General features: G+C 69.3%; 14 protein-coding genes. 8 read left to right on the top strand and 6 right to left on the bottom strand.

The genetic code is table 11. The features are described from left to right. Positions 1-5 precede the first annotated feature (5 nt). The 7 genes from G7043_RS24860 (at position 6) to G7043_RS24890 (ending at position 6927) form a co-directional block, all read left to right on the top strand. Positions 6-761: a response regulator transcription factor gene (locus tag G7043_RS24860; RefSeq protein WP_242642579.1), complete on the top strand. Its 756-nt coding sequence runs from the start codon at positions 6-8 to the stop codon at positions 759-761. Positions 762-771: 10 nt separating this feature from the next. After that, a complete protein-coding gene (mshD, locus tag G7043_RS24865; protein ID WP_166049285.1) occupies positions 772-1647 on the top strand; it encodes a mycothiol synthase in 876 nt (291 codons plus the stop codon). 200 nt (positions 1648-1847) lie between these two features. Beyond that, the gene (gene pstS, locus G7043_RS24870; protein ID WP_166049287.1) at positions 1848-2960 is read left to right on the top strand and encodes a phosphate ABC transporter substrate-binding protein PstS; all 1113 of its coding nucleotides are present in this window, start codon (positions 1848-1850) and stop codon (positions 2958-2960) included. A 33-nt stretch (positions 2961-2993) separates the two neighbouring features. Next, a complete protein-coding gene (gene pstC, locus G7043_RS24875; protein WP_166049289.1) occupies positions 2994-4058 on the top strand; it encodes a phosphate ABC transporter permease subunit PstC in 1065 nt (354 codons plus the stop codon). Beyond that, positions 4055-4969 carry a phosphate ABC transporter permease PstA gene (gene pstA / locus G7043_RS24880; RefSeq protein WP_166049291.1) on the top strand — a complete coding sequence of 305 codons (915 nt, stop codon included), beginning with the start codon at positions 4055-4057 and terminating at the stop codon, positions 4967-4969. Before pstC ends, pstA begins: the two co-directional genes overlap by 4 nt. A 10-nt stretch (positions 4970-4979) precedes the next feature. After that, complete coding sequence (pstB, locus tag G7043_RS24885; RefSeq protein ID WP_166049293.1) at positions 4980-5756, top strand: phosphate ABC transporter ATP-binding protein PstB; 777 nt, start codon at positions 4980-4982, stop codon at positions 5754-5756. A 10-nt stretch (positions 5757-5766) separates the two neighbouring features. Continuing rightward, complete coding sequence (locus G7043_RS24890) at positions 5767-6927, top strand: hypothetical protein (RefSeq protein ID WP_166049295.1); 1161 nt, start codon at positions 5767-5769, stop codon at positions 6925-6927. A gap of 6 nt (positions 6928-6933) precedes the next feature. On the opposite strand, the gene phoU is transcribed toward G7043_RS24890, so the two are convergent. From phoU to G7043_RS24920, 6 genes are all read right to left on the bottom strand, one after another. Then, positions 6934-7599, bottom strand: coding sequence for a phosphate signaling complex protein PhoU (gene phoU / locus G7043_RS24895; protein ID WP_166049297.1), 666 nt, complete (start codon positions 7597-7599; stop codon positions 6934-6936). A 72-nt stretch (positions 7600-7671) separates the two neighbouring features. Next, positions 7672-10938, bottom strand: a complete 3267-nt coding sequence (locus G7043_RS24900) for an LCP family protein (protein WP_166049299.1) — start codon at positions 10936-10938, stop codon at positions 7672-7674. Positions 10939-11239: 301 nt separating this feature from the next. Further along, positions 11240-12088 carry a GGDEF domain-containing protein gene (locus G7043_RS24905; RefSeq protein ID WP_166049301.1) on the bottom strand — a complete coding sequence of 283 codons (849 nt, stop codon included), beginning with the start codon at positions 12086-12088 and terminating at the stop codon, positions 11240-11242. Positions 12089-12229: 141 nt separating this feature from the next. Next, positions 12230-12682, bottom strand: coding sequence for a hypothetical protein (locus G7043_RS24910; RefSeq protein WP_166049303.1), 453 nt, complete (start codon positions 12680-12682; stop codon positions 12230-12232). Further along, positions 12675-13799, bottom strand: a complete 1125-nt coding sequence (gene dusB, locus G7043_RS24915; protein ID WP_313888053.1) for a tRNA dihydrouridine synthase DusB — start codon at positions 13797-13799, stop codon at positions 12675-12677. The genes G7043_RS24910 and dusB overlap by 8 nt, the downstream gene beginning before the upstream one ends. 77 nt (positions 13800-13876) lie before the next feature. Beyond that, complete coding sequence (locus G7043_RS24920) at positions 13877-14380, bottom strand: macro domain-containing protein (RefSeq protein WP_166049306.1); 504 nt, start codon at positions 14378-14380, stop codon at positions 13877-13879. A 120-nt stretch (positions 14381-14500) separates the two neighbouring features. On the opposite strand from G7043_RS24920, the gene G7043_RS24925 reads away from it, so the two are divergent. Beyond that, on the top strand, positions 14501-15172 hold the full coding sequence (locus G7043_RS24925) for a DUF4241 domain-containing protein (protein WP_166049308.1): 672 nt from the start codon (positions 14501-14503) through the stop codon (positions 15170-15172). Positions 15173-15295 lie beyond the last annotated feature (123 nt).

Below are 15295 nucleotides of genomic sequence, written 5' to 3' on the forward strand. Positions count from 1 at the left end.
CCGCGATGAGCATCGACGTGCTGCTGCTGACGACAGACTCGGACCCGGAGGCGGTTCTGCCCGCGCTGGCGCTGCTCCCGCACGCCGTGCGCCCGCTGCGCCCCGAGGTCTCCGCACTGCTCGAAGCAGGTCCCCACGACATCGTGCTGGTCGACGCCCGCACCGATCTCGTCGGCGCGCGCTCGCTGTGCCGCCTGCTCGACTCGTCGGGCGTGGACGTGCCCGTGGTGGCGGTCGTCACCGAGGGCGGTCTGGTCGCCGTCAACTCCGACTGGTCGGTCGACGAGATCCTGCTGCCGAACTCCGGGCCCGCCGAGGTCGACGCCCGCCTGCGGCTGGTCCGCTCGCGCCGCGGCACGACCCAGCCCGGTGGCGACGGCGCGCTGCAGCTCGGCGACCTCGTGATCGACGAGGCCACCTACACCGCGCGTCTCAAGGGCCGCCCGCTCGACCTCACCTACAAGGAGTTCGAGCTGCTCAAGTACCTCGCGCAGCACGCCGGCCGGGTGTTCACCCGCGCCCAGCTGCTGCAGGAGGTCTGGGGCTACGACTTCTTCGGCGGCACCCGGACGGTCGACGTCCACGTGCGACGGCTGCGCGCCAAGCTCGGTCCCGAGCACGAGGCGTTGATCGGTACCGTGCGCAACGTCGGCTACAAGTTCGTCCGGCCGCCGCGTCCCGGTTCCGCGCGCCGTCCCGCCGAGGTCACCGAGCTCGACGACTCGGCCCGTGTTCTGGATGAGCACCTGATCGCGCGGTAGGTTCGCCTGTGTGGCGCAACTGAGCTGGTACGACGAGCTGACGACCGACCTGGCCGCTGAGGTCGGGCAGCTGCTGGCGGCTGCCGAGAGCACCGACGGCGTGGCCCCGGTCGGCGAGGCCGTGCGACTGCGGATGCGTCCCGGCGCCACCGGCAGCAGGCACCTCCTCGCGCACCTCAACGGCGAGCTCGCCGGGTACGCGCACGTCGATCTGATCGGCGACTCCGGCGGCCACCAGGTCGCCGAGTTCGCCGTGCACCCGAAGCACCGGCACCAGGGCGTCGGCGAGGCACTGGTGAAGGCGCTCCCGCAGGAGTCCCTGCGGATCTGGGCGCACGGCGGCCACCCGGACGCCGAGAAGCTCGCCGCGAAGCTCGGCTTCCGCAAGGTCCGCGAGCTGCTCCGGATGAGGTTGCGGGTCGAGAGCGACCTTCCCGAGGCCGAGCTGCCTGAGGGCATCACCATCAGGCCGTTCGTCCCCGGCAAGGACGAGGCCGCGGTCGTCTACGTGAACCACCGCGCGTTCGACTGGCACCCGGAGCAGGGCTCGATGTCGATCGAGGACGTCCGCGCCAAGGAGGACGAGGACTGGTTCGACACGGAGGGCTTCCTGCTCGCGTTCGACGCCGACGAGAAGCTGGCCGGCTTCCACTGGACGAAGGTGCACACGCCCGACCTGGGCGAGGTGTACGTCGTGGGCGTCGACCCGAGCAGGCAGGGCGGCGGTCTCGGCAAGGCGCTGACCCTGGCCGGCCTGCGTCACCTGCGCGAACAGGGCGTCAAGGAAGTCATGCTCTACGTCGAGTCGGACAACGCCGCCGCGGTCCGCGTCTACACGAAGCTCGGATTCACCCTCTGGGACGCCGACGTCCAGTACGGCCGGTAGTCAACGGACCGTCACAAAACGCATACGCGCTGGTCACGCCGTCACTCTTTTGGTGGTGTGACCCGTCACTTCCCGTTCGGTGTTCACCTGTCGTTCACCCTGTCTAGGCGGTCTGTCCACTCTGGCTACCTACCTTCCGTAGCGAGCGGCGACGTCCGTCGCGAACCGCTTGAATCGCTTCCGCAAGGTGGAGGACCAAGGTGAAGATCCAGCGGCACGGCGCCGTGCTCGGCCTCGTCGCGGCCGGCGCGCTTCTGCTCAGTGCGTGTGGCTCCGACAACAACACGGGCGCCGCGGGTGGCAACACCACCTCGAACGCTGCCTCTGTGCCTGTCGAGTGTGGTGGCAAGACCAAGCTGAACGCCGAGGGCTCCTCCGCGCAGAAGAACGCGGTCGACGCGTTCGTGCAGGCCTACCAGGCCGCCTGCCCCGGCGTGGACCTCGCGTACAACCCGTCGGGTTCCGGCGCGGGCGTGAAGAACTTCAACGCGGGCCAGGTCGACTTCGGTGGTTCGGACTCCGCGCTGAAGGAAGGCGCCGAGACCGAGGCCGCCGCGAAGCGCTGCCAGACCAACCCGGCGTGGAACCTGCCGCTGGTCTTCGGCCCGGTCGCCATCGGTTACAAGGTCACCGGCGTCGACAGCCTCGTGCTGGACGCCAAGACCACCGCCGCGATCTTCTCCGGTGCGGTCAAGAAGTGGAACGACCCGGCCATCAAGGCGCTGAACGGCTCCGCGAACCTGCCGGACAAGGACATCGCGGTCATCTACCGCTCGGACGAGTCGGGCACCACCGACAACTTCCAGAAGTACCTGAAGGTCGCCGGCGGCTGGACCAAGGGTGACGGCAAGCAGTTCAAGGGTGGCATCGGCGAGGGCAAGGAGAAGTCCGCCGGTGTCGCGCAGGCCGTCGGCTCCATCGACGGTGCGATCACCTACGTCGAGTGGTCCTTCGCCCAGGACAACAAGCTCTCGATCGCCAAGATCGACTCCGGTGCCGGCGCTGTCGAGCTGACCGCCGAGTCCGCCGGCAAGGCCATCGACGGTGCGAAGATCAAGGGCGAGGGCAACAACCTGATCCTCGACCTCGACTCGATCTACGGCTCCAAGGCCGCCGGTGCATACCCGCTGCTGCTCGCGACCTACGAGATCGTGTGCTCGAAGGGCTACGACGCCGACACCGCCAAGGCCGTCAAGGCGTTCCTCACGGTTGCCGCCACCACCGGTCAGGCCCAGCTCGCCGAGGCCGGTTACGTGCCGCTGCCCAAGGCGTTCCAGGACAAGCTCCTGACCGCCGTGAAGGCGATCGCCTGAGGTTGATGCGAAACTTCGAGCAACGCTGACGCGATGAACGATCCCGTCGTGGCCAAGCGCCCCGCCCGCTCCGGTGCATCCGGAGCGGAGCGGGGCGTTGCGGCTGCTCCCACCGCCTCGGAGGCTCCGATTCCCCCGACACCGGAAGCTCCAGAAACCGCTAAGGCACCTCACGTCCGGCCTGGTGACCGCATCTTCCGCGGCCTGGCGACGGGGTCCGGTGTCTTCATCGTCGTGCTCATCGGCGCGATCGGCCTGTTCCTGATCCTGCAGGCCATCCCGTCGCTCGGGCTGGACAACGTCAACTTCCTGACCAGTCGCGAGTGGAACACCACCGACCCGGCCAACCTGCGGTTCGGCATCCTCGACCTGACGCTCGTCACGGTCGTCGTCGCGCTGGTGGCACTGCTGATCGCCATGCCGATCGCGCTGGGCATCGCGCTGTTCCTCACCCAGTACGCGCCGCGCAACCTCGCCCGGCCGTTCGCGTACGTCATCGACCTGCTCGCCGCGGTCCCCTCGATCGTCTTCGGGCTGTGGGGCCTGTTCGTGCTGGGACCGGTGCTGTACCCGTTCTCCGAGTGGCTGATCGAGAACCTCGGCTGGTTCCCGCTGTTCGCCAAGGGCAACGTGAACGTGCAGCTCGGCGGCACCGTCTTCACCGCGGGCATCGTCGTCGCCGTGATGATCCTGCCGATCATCACGGCCGTCAGCCGCGAGGTCTTCGAGCGCACGCCCACGATGCACGTCGAGGGCGCCATCGCGCTCGGCGCGACCAAGTGGGAGGTGGTGCGCACGACCGTCCTGCCGTTCGGCAAGGCCGGTTACGTCAGCGCCTCGATGCTCGGCCTCGGCCGCGCGCTCGGTGAGACCATCGCCGTCGCGATCATCCTGAGCACCGCGACCGCGTCGTTCGGCTGGTCGTTGTTCGACGGTGGTTCGACGTTCGCCTCGAAGATCGCGCTGGCCGCGCCCGAGTTCAACGACCCGCGCTCGGCAGGTGCCTACATCGCTGCCGGTCTGGTGCTGTTCGTGCTGACCTTCGTCGTGAACGCCATCGCGCGCTCGATCGTCGCCGGCCACAAGGAGTACGAGTGAGCACCAACCTCGCGGACCCCACGCGCCTCGCGACGCCGCCGACGTTCCAGTCGGTCAGCCTCTCCCGCCGGATCAAGAACGGCCTCGCCACCGGACTGGTGTGGGGCGCCTTCCTGATCGCGATCATCCCGCTCGTGTGGGTGCTCTACACGGTGTTGCAGCGCGGCTTCCCGGTCATCCTCGACGGTGACTGGTGGCAGAAGTCGATGTCGGGCCTGCTGGCCCGCCAGCAGGGTGGCGGCGCGTACCACGCGATCTACGGCACCCTGGTCCAGGGCCTCGTCTGCGCCGTGATCTCCGTGCCGATCGGCATCATGGTCGCCATCTACCTCGTCGAGTACGGCGGCCGTTCGCGGCTGGCGAAGTCGACGACGTTCATGGTCGACATCCTCACCGGTGTCCCGTCGATCGTCGCGGCGCTGTTCGTCTACACGGTCTGGATCACGTACTTCGGCCTCGGCCGCAGCGCGCTCGCCGTGTCGCTCGCGCTGGTGCTGCTGATGGTGCCGGTCATCGTGCGCACGACCGAGGAGATGCTCAAGATCGTCCCGGACGAGCTGCGCGAGGCCTCCTACGCGCTGGGCATCCCCAAGTGGAAGACGATCGTCAAGATCGTCATCCCGACCGCGCTGTCCGGCATCCTGACCGGCATCATGCTGGCCCTCGCCCGCGTCATGGGCGAGACCGCACCGGTGCTCGTGCTCGCCGCGTACGCCCCGTTCATCAACTACAACCTGTTCGACGGCCCGATGGCCTCGCTGCCGTTGATGATGGTGAACGAGCGCAACAACCCGACGCAGGCCGGTTTCGAGCGCATCTGGGGTGCGGCGATCACGCTCGTCGTGCTCATCACCCTGTTCAACCTGCTGGCGACCGTGATCTCGCGGGCGCTGGCGCCGAAGACGAAGTGAGCGGGCGGACATGGCCAAGCGACTCGACATCAAGGACCTGAACCTCTTCTACGGCAAGTTCCACGCCGTCGAGAACGTCTCGCTCGCGGTGCCGCCGAAGAACGTGACCGCGTTCATCGGCCCCTCCGGTTGCGGCAAGTCGACCGTGCTGCGGTCGCTCAACCGCATGCACGAGGTCGCGCCCGGCGCGCGCGTCGAGGGCAAGGTGCTGCTCGACGGCGAGGACATCTACGCGTCCACTGTGGACCCGGTCGAGGTGCGCCGCACCATCGGCATGGTGTTCCAGCGGCCGAACCCGTTCCCCACGATGTCCATTCGCGACAACGTGGTGGCGGGCCTGAAGCTCGCGGGCGTGAAGAACAAGAAGGAGCTCGACGAGGTGGCCGAGCGCTCGTTGCGCGGCGCCAACCTCTGGAACGAGGTCAAGGACCGGCTCGACAAGCCGGGCGGCGGCCTCTCCGGTGGTCAGCAGCAGCGTCTGTGCATCGCGCGTGCCATCGCGGTGCAGCCGGACGTCCTGCTGATGGACGAGCCCTGTTCGGCTCTGGACCCGATCTCCACGCTGGCGATCGAGGACCTGATCACGGAGCTGAAGAAGGAGTACACGATCGTCATCGTGACTCACAACATGCAGCAGGCCGCGCGGGTGTCGGACCAGACCGCGTTCTTCAACCTGCTGGGTGTCGGTCAGCCCGGGCAGCTCATCGAGGTGGACGACACGGAGAAGATCTTCTCCAACCCCGGCCAGAAGGCGACCGAGGACTACATCTCGGGCCGGTTCGGCTAAATTGCTGCGGGTGAGCCCGCAAAGCAAGAGCCGCAAGAAGAAGCAAGGCAAGGCACCCGGCCGCCGGCCCGAGAACAACTCCCCGTACGGGGCGTTGCTCGAGTCGGCGGCCGCGCTGCGTTCGGAGTCCTGGCTGCTCGCGGACGCCTGGGCGAGCGAGCTGTACGCCACGCTCTGGCTCGCCGGATCCGGCCACGCGCCGTTGATCGACGCGCTCGCCGCGATGGACGACCCCGCGGCGCTCACCGCGTTGCGCGCCCTGTCCGGGGTGGGCTCCGCGGAGCACCGGACGGCCGCCTTCGAGGCCGCGGAAACCGTTGCGGCCCGCGGTGCCGCCGAACCGTCCTGGTACGTCCCGGGCATTGAGCCGGACTTCCGCGACGCCTACCTGGTCACGAACCTGTTGGGAGACGTGGAGGTCGTCGCGTTCACCCAGGAACGCGCCGGTGTCGGCGAGACCGTCCTGTTCATGCGTCAGCCGGTGCTCGGGGCCACCGCCATCGAGCTGTTCGCGACGCCGGACGAGGGCACCAAGGCGTTGCTGGAGGACATGATCGCCTCCACGCCGGACGCGTTCCGGGACGAGATCACGCCGCTGAGCGCCACCGGCGTCTACGACCGGGTGTGGCCGGACGTCGTGCAGTTCTGGGAGGACGGCCCGGACGAGGAGGCCGAAGAGGGCCTGATGGGCGACGAGGACGTGCGGCACCCGGTGCAGCTGATCGCGCTCGCCGACGCCCGCGTGAGCGTTCTGGTGCCCACCGAGTACGAGATCCCGGTCATCAGTCCGGAAAGGACGGACGAGGTCGTCGCGGCGTTCCTGGCTTCAGAGCACGGAATCGCCGATGTCGAGGCGGCCCGGGCGTTCGCCGAGATCGTCGTCGGTGCTGCGGTGGAACAGAACCGCGATCCCGTCGTGTACGGACCGGCGTCGCTCACGGCCGTGCTGATCCTGAACGTAGCCGCGCGACTGCACGTGTCGGACGCGGATCTGGCTCTGCTGCCCGAGATCGTGCGCGCGTGGGCGTACTTCACGGTCGACGCACGGGACCTGCCGCGTGACGAGGCGCGGGCGGCGTGGGACGAAGAAATGCCCACCGTGCTCGCCGAGTTCTCCGAGGCTTACGCCGATCCGGAGCTCGCGGCAGAACGCGATGGGCAGTTTCGCTGAAACAACTCAGAGGTTCTCGTCGCCACCGTAGCCGGGCATCCGGCCGGTGACGACGAAGACCGTGCGCTTGGCGACCGACACGGCGTGGTCGCCGTAGCGCTCGTAGAAGCGGCCGAGCAGCGTCGTGTCCACCGCGGCGGCGACGCCGTGCTGCCACTCCTTGTCCATGATCACCGAGAACAGGTGGCGGTGGATGTCGTCCATCGCGTCGTCCTCGTCCTCGAGGTTGCGCGCGCGGTCGACGTCCTTGTTGCGGATGATCTCCGCGGCCTCGCGGGCGAGCTTGACCGCGATCTGGCCCATCTCGGCGAAGTACGGCTGAACATCCTCCGGCACCGCCGACGCCGGGTGCCGGCGCCGCGCGGCCTTGGCCACGTGCAGGGCCAGGTCGCCCATCCGCTCGACGCTCTCGGCGGCGTGGATCACCGCGAGCACGGTGCGCAGGTCGGTCGCGACCGGTGCCTGCAACGCGAGCAGCGCGTACGACTGCTCCTCGATGCTGGAGCGGACGTCGTCGACCTTCTGGTCACCGCTGATGACCTGTTCCGCGAGGCCGAGGTCGGCCTGCAGCAGGGCGGCGGTCGCGTTCTGCATCGCCTCGGCGACCATGCCGGTCATGTCGGCAAGTCGGCCGGCGAGCTCTTCTAGCTGGTCGTGGTAGGCCTCGCGCATGGCGCTCAGCCTACGTCCCGACCATCGCGGCAGCGACATGCCAGGATGAACCCGAGATGAACCCCAGGCGAATCACTTCGCCGCGCAGGGGTCCTGTGCCGCGTTCACAATGGACAGATCGCTTGAGGGTTGTCCCTGGTTCTGGGGGGTGTTGTTGCCCTTCGGGGTGCCACCTGCCGTCGGTGCCTGGATCTTGTCGTCGAAGTTCGCGCCGATCGTCAGGACGATCGCGCCTCCCAGGTCCGCCGACCCTTCCACCAGTTCCGCACTGGGCACCGCGGCCAGGAGGGTCGCGGCCTTGTTCTCGTTGCCCTTCGCGTACTGGATGGTCGTCTTGGCCGACCTCGGCGCGTTGTCCTTCCGGACGACGGCGAAACCGTGCTGCTGCAGCTCGTTCGACGTCCTGGCGACCGCGCCGCCGTTCGTCGGGTCGCCGTTGAACACCTGGACGCTGACGGTCTTGGGGTCGACCAGCGTGCCGGGCTGGACCGGGGCGTTCGCCGGCTGCTCGCCGGGCTTGGGTTCGACGGGCTTCTCGTTCGGCAGCGGCGTTCCGTCGATGATCGTCTGGAACAGCGCCCTGACCTCGTCGTCCTTCAGCCGCTCGATGTTGTCGTCCGGGATGTCGATCAACTTGTTGTCGTCGGTCTCGTGCGGCATCGTCACGAACGAGACGCGGCCCGCGTCGAGGCTCTGCAACGAGTTCGCGAGCTCCAGCAGCGACGCCACGTCGATGTTGTCGCCGGCCGTGGACTTCGTGAGCGCGTTGATGAAGTTGTTGAGCTTCGACGGGCTCAGCAACACCTCGTTGGACAGCGCCTGGCGCAGCATCGCCGACAGGAAGCCCTGCTGCCGCTTGATCCGGTCGAAGTCCGTGCCGGTGTCGCCCTTGGCCTGGACCTTGCGGGCGCGCACGTACTGCAGCGCCTGGTCGCCCTTGAGCGTGTACTTGCCCGGCTTGTCGAGGATGACACCGAGCTCGCCGTCCACGATCGCCGTGGGCGAGCAGATCTGCACACCGCCGATCGCCGTCGACATCTCGCGGAAGCCGACGAAGTCGATGCTCACGAAGTGGTTGATCTTGAGGCCGGACAGCTGGGTCATCATGTTGGCGACGCACTCGGGCCCGCCGTCGTTGTAGATGGAGTTCGCCATGACCTGCTTCTCGGGTGCGAGAGGTCCGGCGTACTGACCGGTGTCCGGGTTCCAGCTGCGGCACGCCGGTCGGTCGACCCGCACGTCCCGCGGCAGGGACACGACGACCATGCGCTTCCGGTCCGCGGGGATGTGCGCGAGCATGATCACGTCCGAGCGCGCGCCACCCTCCTGGGCCTGCGTGCCGACGTTGTCCCCGGCCTTCGCGCCCGCCCTGGTGTCCGAGCCCACGAGCAGGAAGTTCTCGTCACCGAGCTGCTTCTCCGCCTGCTGCACGGCCTGCGAGTTGCCGCCGAGCGCGTCGATCTTCGTGAACTTGGAGTCGGCCCACAGCGTCGCGGCCCAGGCGATGCCGGTCGACGCGAACACCGCGGCCGCGGCCGCGATCGCCGTGACCTTGGCGCCACGCATCAACTTGCGCTGCTGAGGCGTGCGGCCGACGACCTTCTTCTCGCCGTCCTCTTCGCTCTCGCCGAGGACGACCGGGTCGGCGAACTGGGTCGCCTCCTCGTTCTCGTCCTCGTCCTTGACCCACGGCATGAGCTTGGCGCGCCGCTCCTTGCGCTGGCGCTCCTGCTCGAGCAGTTCGTCGTGCACCGCGGAGAACCGCGCGAGGGTGTGGTCCACCTCGCGGCGCTTCTTGACGTCGTCGCCGATGGCCTCCATCTCGGTGGTGAGGCACATCGGGTCCATGTCTTCGCGCTTCTCGACCTTGGCCACCCCAGCCGCCGAGGCGATCTGGGTGGCCTCGGGACCGGGCGCGTCGGCCTTGGGCTCCTCGGCCGGGGCGTCCGGCGTGGCGCCGAGCCGGTTGGAGATGGCCGCGCCACCACCTGCCGCGGCGGGACGAGGCATCGGCCGGGGTCCGCTGGACTCCGCGCGCGACGGCATGGGCTGCCGGCCGGTCAGGTCCCCGTTCGGGGGCACGGGACGGCGGCCGGTCGGTTCCGGGCCCTCGCCGGGGGCGGGAGGGCGCGGAATGCTGTTCGACGACGGTGCCTCACCCGCGAGCAGACGGCGGGGTGCGCCGGGCTCCGGCGTCCCTCCGGGCGCGGGGGGACGCGGGACGCCGTTGGTCGTCGCGTCGGGTGCCGGCGGCCGTGCCATCCCGTTGGTCTTGCCGTCGGGTGCCGGCGGCCTGGGTAGACCGTTCGACGTCACGTCACCCGGAGCGGGCGGACGTGGCATTCCGTTGGCGGTGTCCGGTGCAGGCGGGCGCGGGATGCCGTTGGACGGCGGTGCGTCACCGGGAGCGGGCCTGCGCGGCGGTGCGCCGTTCACGTCGGGTGCCGGCGGGCGGACCATGCCGTTGGCGGCCGCGTCCGGGCGCGGGATGCCGTTCGACGAGGGCGCGTCGCCAGGACCGAGCCTGCGCGGGGGCACGCCGCCTGCGTCGGGAGCCGGTCGGCGCACGGTGCCGCTGGGCATGCCGTTCGCCTCGGGCCCGGGACGCCGGGGGATGCCGTTGGACGACGGCGCGTCACCAGGCGGCATCCGGCGCGGGTCCGCACCGGGTGGCCTGGGCATGCCGGTCTGCGAGGGTGCTTCGCCGCCCAGAGAGCGCGCGATCCCGTTCGACGGCGGCATGCCGTTGGCCGGAGGTGCTTCCCTGCGCGGCGGTGCGCCGTTGGGACCCAGCTCGCCAGGTGCGGGACGACGCCTCGTGCCGGTCGAGTCCGCTTCCGGGCGTCGGACGCCGGGCGGCTCAGGTCGGCGCTGCATCCCGGTCGCGTCCGGTCGCGGGCGCGGTCCGGTCTGCTCGCCGGGCACCTGGTAGGCCCCGGTCTGCGTGGGGTTCTGGGCCGGGTTCTGGGCAGGCCTGGGCCGCGTACCGGTCTGTTCGGCGGGGGCGTCCGGCCTGCGGCGCCTGCCCGTCTGGTCACCGGTGAAGTTCTGCGGATCGGCCAGCGGCGGCCGCGGGCGCGTACCCGTCTGCTCACCAGGCCGGTGGGCGACGGGCGGCTGCTGCCGCGGTTGCTGAGGCTGTGCCTGCGGTTGCTGCGGGGCCGGCGGGTCGGGAAGAGCACGCCTGCCGGTCGCAGGTGGAGTCGCAGGTGGATCGGGCAGGGCGCGCCTGCCTGTCGTGGGAACGTCGGGCGAGCCTGGCGGGACGGGTCGGGGGATGTTCGTCCTGCTGTGCTGCTCGATGAGGTCCGAGACGCTCAGGCCCCCAGAGCCTTCCATCGAGCGACGTCTACGGCCGGTCGTCGACTGGTCTTGGGGATCCTGATCACCACGGGAAGAGGGGCCGCCACGTCGGGGGTCGTCGGGCACCCAATCTCCCTTCTGGGTCAGAAGCTCAAATAGCGGTTCGTCATTACGAAGTGACGACGCCCGGGACACAAGGGTTGCATCACCGGCGTGTCAGTTGCGCCCGCGATACTACGGATGTAGCCGACTTCTGACGACCACTCCGGGTGATACGGGTTTGAGCTGTACGCGATTACGCGCAGTCCGCTTGCCCTGAACGGGTGAGCCAGCTCACTCAGTAGTAACCGAGAACACGTGTCTCGGTGATGGCACGCCGACCAGACGCCTCGCCTGCGAGGCGGACCCGCCCGTCCGCACGGTACGCCACCGCGTTCCGTCCCGACTGCTTGGCCGTGTACAGGAGGCTGTCGGCGCGCAGCAGTTGCTGCTCGGCGCCGACCGGCGGGCGTTCCGGAGCCTCGTCCGCGGGCGGTTCGTAGGCGAGGCCCGCGCTGACGGTGACGCGCAACCCCGGCGCGATCTCCTGCCAGGCGTGACGCTCGACACGTTCCCGGGCCGCCTCGGCGATCTCCACGGCCGTGGCGGCGTCCACCCGCGGCAGCACGAGGACGAACTCCTCGCCGCCGTAGCGGGCGCAGAAGGCGCCCTCCGGCAGGCCCTGCTGCAGCAGCTCGACCACGCGCTGCAGCACGCGGTCGCCCAGCAGGTGGCCGAAGTTGTCGTTGACCTGCTTGAACCAGTCGAGGTCGATCAACGCGATCGCGAGCCCGTGCCGACACGCGCCGTGCTCGGTCAGCAGGTCCATCAGCCGCTGGTCGAGGTAGCGGCGGTTGTAGGAGTCGGTGAGGCTGTCGCGCAGGCTCTGTTCGCGGGCCTCGGCGTGCTCCCGGCGCAGCCGGTCGACCTCGCGGCGCAGCTGTTCCGGAACGTGCGGTTCCTCGTCCTGGTCGGCGTGGACGAGGTCGAGAGCGGAACGCAGGTGCTGGTACGCCTGGCGCCACTGGCCGCGGGAGGCGAGCAACGTCGCGATGGACTCGTGCAGGCCGATCAGCCCGGGACCCTGCCTGTCGACGCTGGCGTCGGCCTGCTGGGTCTCTGCGATCTCGGGTCGCAGCGCGGTCATCGCGGTCACCTCCTTACTTGCCAGGTGTCGTCCCCTTGGAGGCGGCGCTTGAGCAAGTAGGACGCGTCGAGGGGTGATTTCCCCCGTCCGGTTGACCGTCAGCTGCTCCGATCCAGTGAGCTTGAATGATCAACAACCCGCTCAGCCACCGAGACAGGGCGCGAAGCCGTACACCTCGTCGTCGAGGAGTACGACGTGCAGCGATCCGATCTGGCTGCCCATCACCGTGTCCTCCTGCCGCAGCGTGACGGTGACCGCGACGACGTAGACGTCCCCGCGGGGATGAGCCTTCTCGCCGGGGGGTGCCCAGTCGGCGTCCATCCGAAGCGTCGACCAGGTCGGTTCGACCTTGATGGTGGCCCCGCGAAGATCGCACGTCTTCTGCCGGAAGTCCGGGTGCTGGGTGTCCTTCAACAGCTTCTGCTGCTGCGCCGCACCCTCGTCGCCCGCCTTGTTGAGGGTCTCGTAGAACGCTTTGAACTTCGCCTTGTCGCCGTCGCTGAGCTGGACCGGTCGTGCCGTGCCCGCGACCGGACCGGCGCAGCCCGCGAGAAGCGCGAGCGAGGCGAGGAGGACCGCGACGCGTTCAGCCACCGGAGTGCATCACGTCCGCACCGGCCGGAACCGTCGCGTCCTCGGGGTCGTCCAGCCAGCCCTCCGGCAGCACGACCTTCGCCGCCGACCCCTGCCGCCCGCGCGGCCCTTCGGCGTGCTCGGGGAAGGGAACGCTCTTGTCGAGCGTGCCGATCAGATCGTCCAGCTGCTGCAGGCTCGACACCATCGCGAACGCCCTGCGCGTGTCGCCGCCCACCGGGAAACCGTGCCAGTACCAGGCCATGTGCTTGCGCAGGTCGCGCAGGCCCTTGTCCTCACCGTCGTGCGCCGCGAGCAGTTCCGCGTGCGTGCGCAACACCTCGGCGACCTCGCCCAGCGTCGGCCCCGCGGGAACCGGCTCACCCCGGAACGCCGCCTGCAGGTCGCGGAACAACCACGGCCGGCCGAGGCAGCCACGTCCGACGACCACGCCGTCGCAGCCGGTCTGGGCCACCATGTCGAGCGCGTCCTGGGCGCTGAAGATGTCGCCGTTGCCCAGCACCGGAACGCTGGTCACGGCCTCTTTGAGCCTGGCGATCGCCGACCAGTCGGCCTTGCCGGAGTACCGCTGCGACGCCGTGCGCGCGTGCAGTGCCACGGCCTGTGCACCCTCGTCCGCCGCGATACGGCCCGCGTCGAGGTACGTGAGGTGGTCGTCGTCGATGCCGATGCGGAACTTCACGGTGACCGGCATGTCTTTTGCGTTCCTGACGGCGGCCCGCACGATCTGCCGGAACAGCTCCCGCTTGTACGGCAACGCCGCCCCGCCGCCCTTGCGCGTCACCTTGGGCACCGGGCAGCCGAAGTTCATGTCCATGTGGTCGGCGAGGTTCTCGTCCACGATCATCTTCGTGGCCTCGCCGACGTTGCGCGGGTCGACGCCGTAGAGCTGCATCGACCGCGGGTTCTCACCCTCGTCGAACGTGATCATGTGCATGGTCATCGGGTCGCGCTCGACGAGCGCACGCGCCGTGATCATCTCGCACACGTACAGCCCGGCCCCGTACCGCCGGCACAGCTGCCGGAACGCCACGTTGGTGATGCCGGCCATGGGGGCGAGCACAACGGGCGGGTCGACGGCGAACGGGCCGATCTTGAGGGTGGAGGGAACGGACACGCCCTTCAGGTTACGGCACTGACCAGCCGCGATCTTCGCCGAGAGCGACCGCTGCCAGGTCCCGGCTGCGACGTTCGTCACGCCGGTTCAGCCAGTCCGGCGGTGAGCGCCCGGCAGGTCTCCTCGTCGAACGCCACCAGCCGGATCAGGTCGATGATCGGCAACGATCGCACCGCCCTGGTCGCCACCTGTGCCGCCCGTTCGGTGGGAAAGCCGTAGATCCCGGTCGCGATGGCGGGGAAAGCGATGCTCTCGACGTGGAGTTCCGCAGCCAGGTGGAGCGAGGTCAGGTAGCAGCTCGTGAGCACCTCGTCCTCGCCCTGGTCGCCGCCCTCCCAGACCGGCCCCACCGTGTGGATCACGTACCGCACCGGCGCGAGGTCGAACGCGGGCGTGGCCACCGCCTTCCCCGGTTCGCACGGCGCCAGCTCCGCCCCGGCTTCGGCGAGCCTCGGCCCGGCCGCGCGGTGGATCGCCCCGTCCACGCCGCCGCCACCGAGCAACGACTCGTTCGCGGCCGTGACGATCGCGTCCACCCGTTCCGCGGTGATGTCGCCCAGCACCACTTCGATCGTCCCCATGCCCGCAAGCCTGGCACCTGCGCGGTTGCGTCCGGGCGGACTTCACGCAACGCGAACAGACCCGGTGCCCCGATCGGGTGTCAGACCCTTCTGCCAACATGCCCTTGGAGGTGCCTAAGCGTGGGGGCGGTTCAACTGATCAGGTCCGGGTTCGAGCGGTTCTTCGTCGACGGGCCCGTCGGCAAGCCGACCGGCGGTGGTGAGCAGCAGGTCGTGGCTGTGCAACAGGTGGGAGAGCTCGCCCTGCCGACCGGCAGACTCGTGGCGGCAGACCCGTTCGTGGTGTGGCCGGAGGACGCCGAGGCGTTCACGGACGCGGTCGAGCCCGGCACGTACCCGGTGTCGGTCTCCCTCGTCTCGTGGGTCGACGGCGACGGGTTCCCGGATCTCCGCCAGGGCTATCGCGTCGCCGCGGCGAAGGTGACGGTTCTGGACGAGCCCGCGTACTCGTGGACCCCGGCCGTGCTGCCCGGCCAGCTCGTGCCGATGCACGAGGAGTTCGGCTACGAGGTGAAGTCGAGCACCGGCGCGTTCTTCGACCTCGCCGCCGCCCCGGCGGTGGACCGGCTGGCGAGCGACGACGAGGTGGGCAACTGCGACCTCATCGACGCGCTCGGCAAGGTCGGCGGCGGCCGCGGTCCCGCCAACGTCACGGACTTCGAGTCCGGCCTGAACGTCGTGGCGTTCTCGACCGGATGGGGTGATGGCGTCTACCCGACCTGGGTCGGCCGCAACACAGCGGGCGACCCGGTCGCGTTCGTCACTGATTTCTTTGTGATTAAAAGAGGCTAGTGTCCTGCGCCAGAAATTCGCCTACAAAAGCGTGCGAGTGACTCGAGGATCTCTTCGGCGGTCTTGGTCCAGATGAACGGCCGTGGGTGGGTGTTCCAGTCGGCGATCCAGGCGCGGATGTCT

This window comes from Lentzea alba, from assembly GCF_011067745.1.
GTDB classification, from domain to species: domain Bacteria; phylum Actinomycetota; class Actinomycetes; order Mycobacteriales; family Pseudonocardiaceae; genus Lentzea; species Lentzea alba.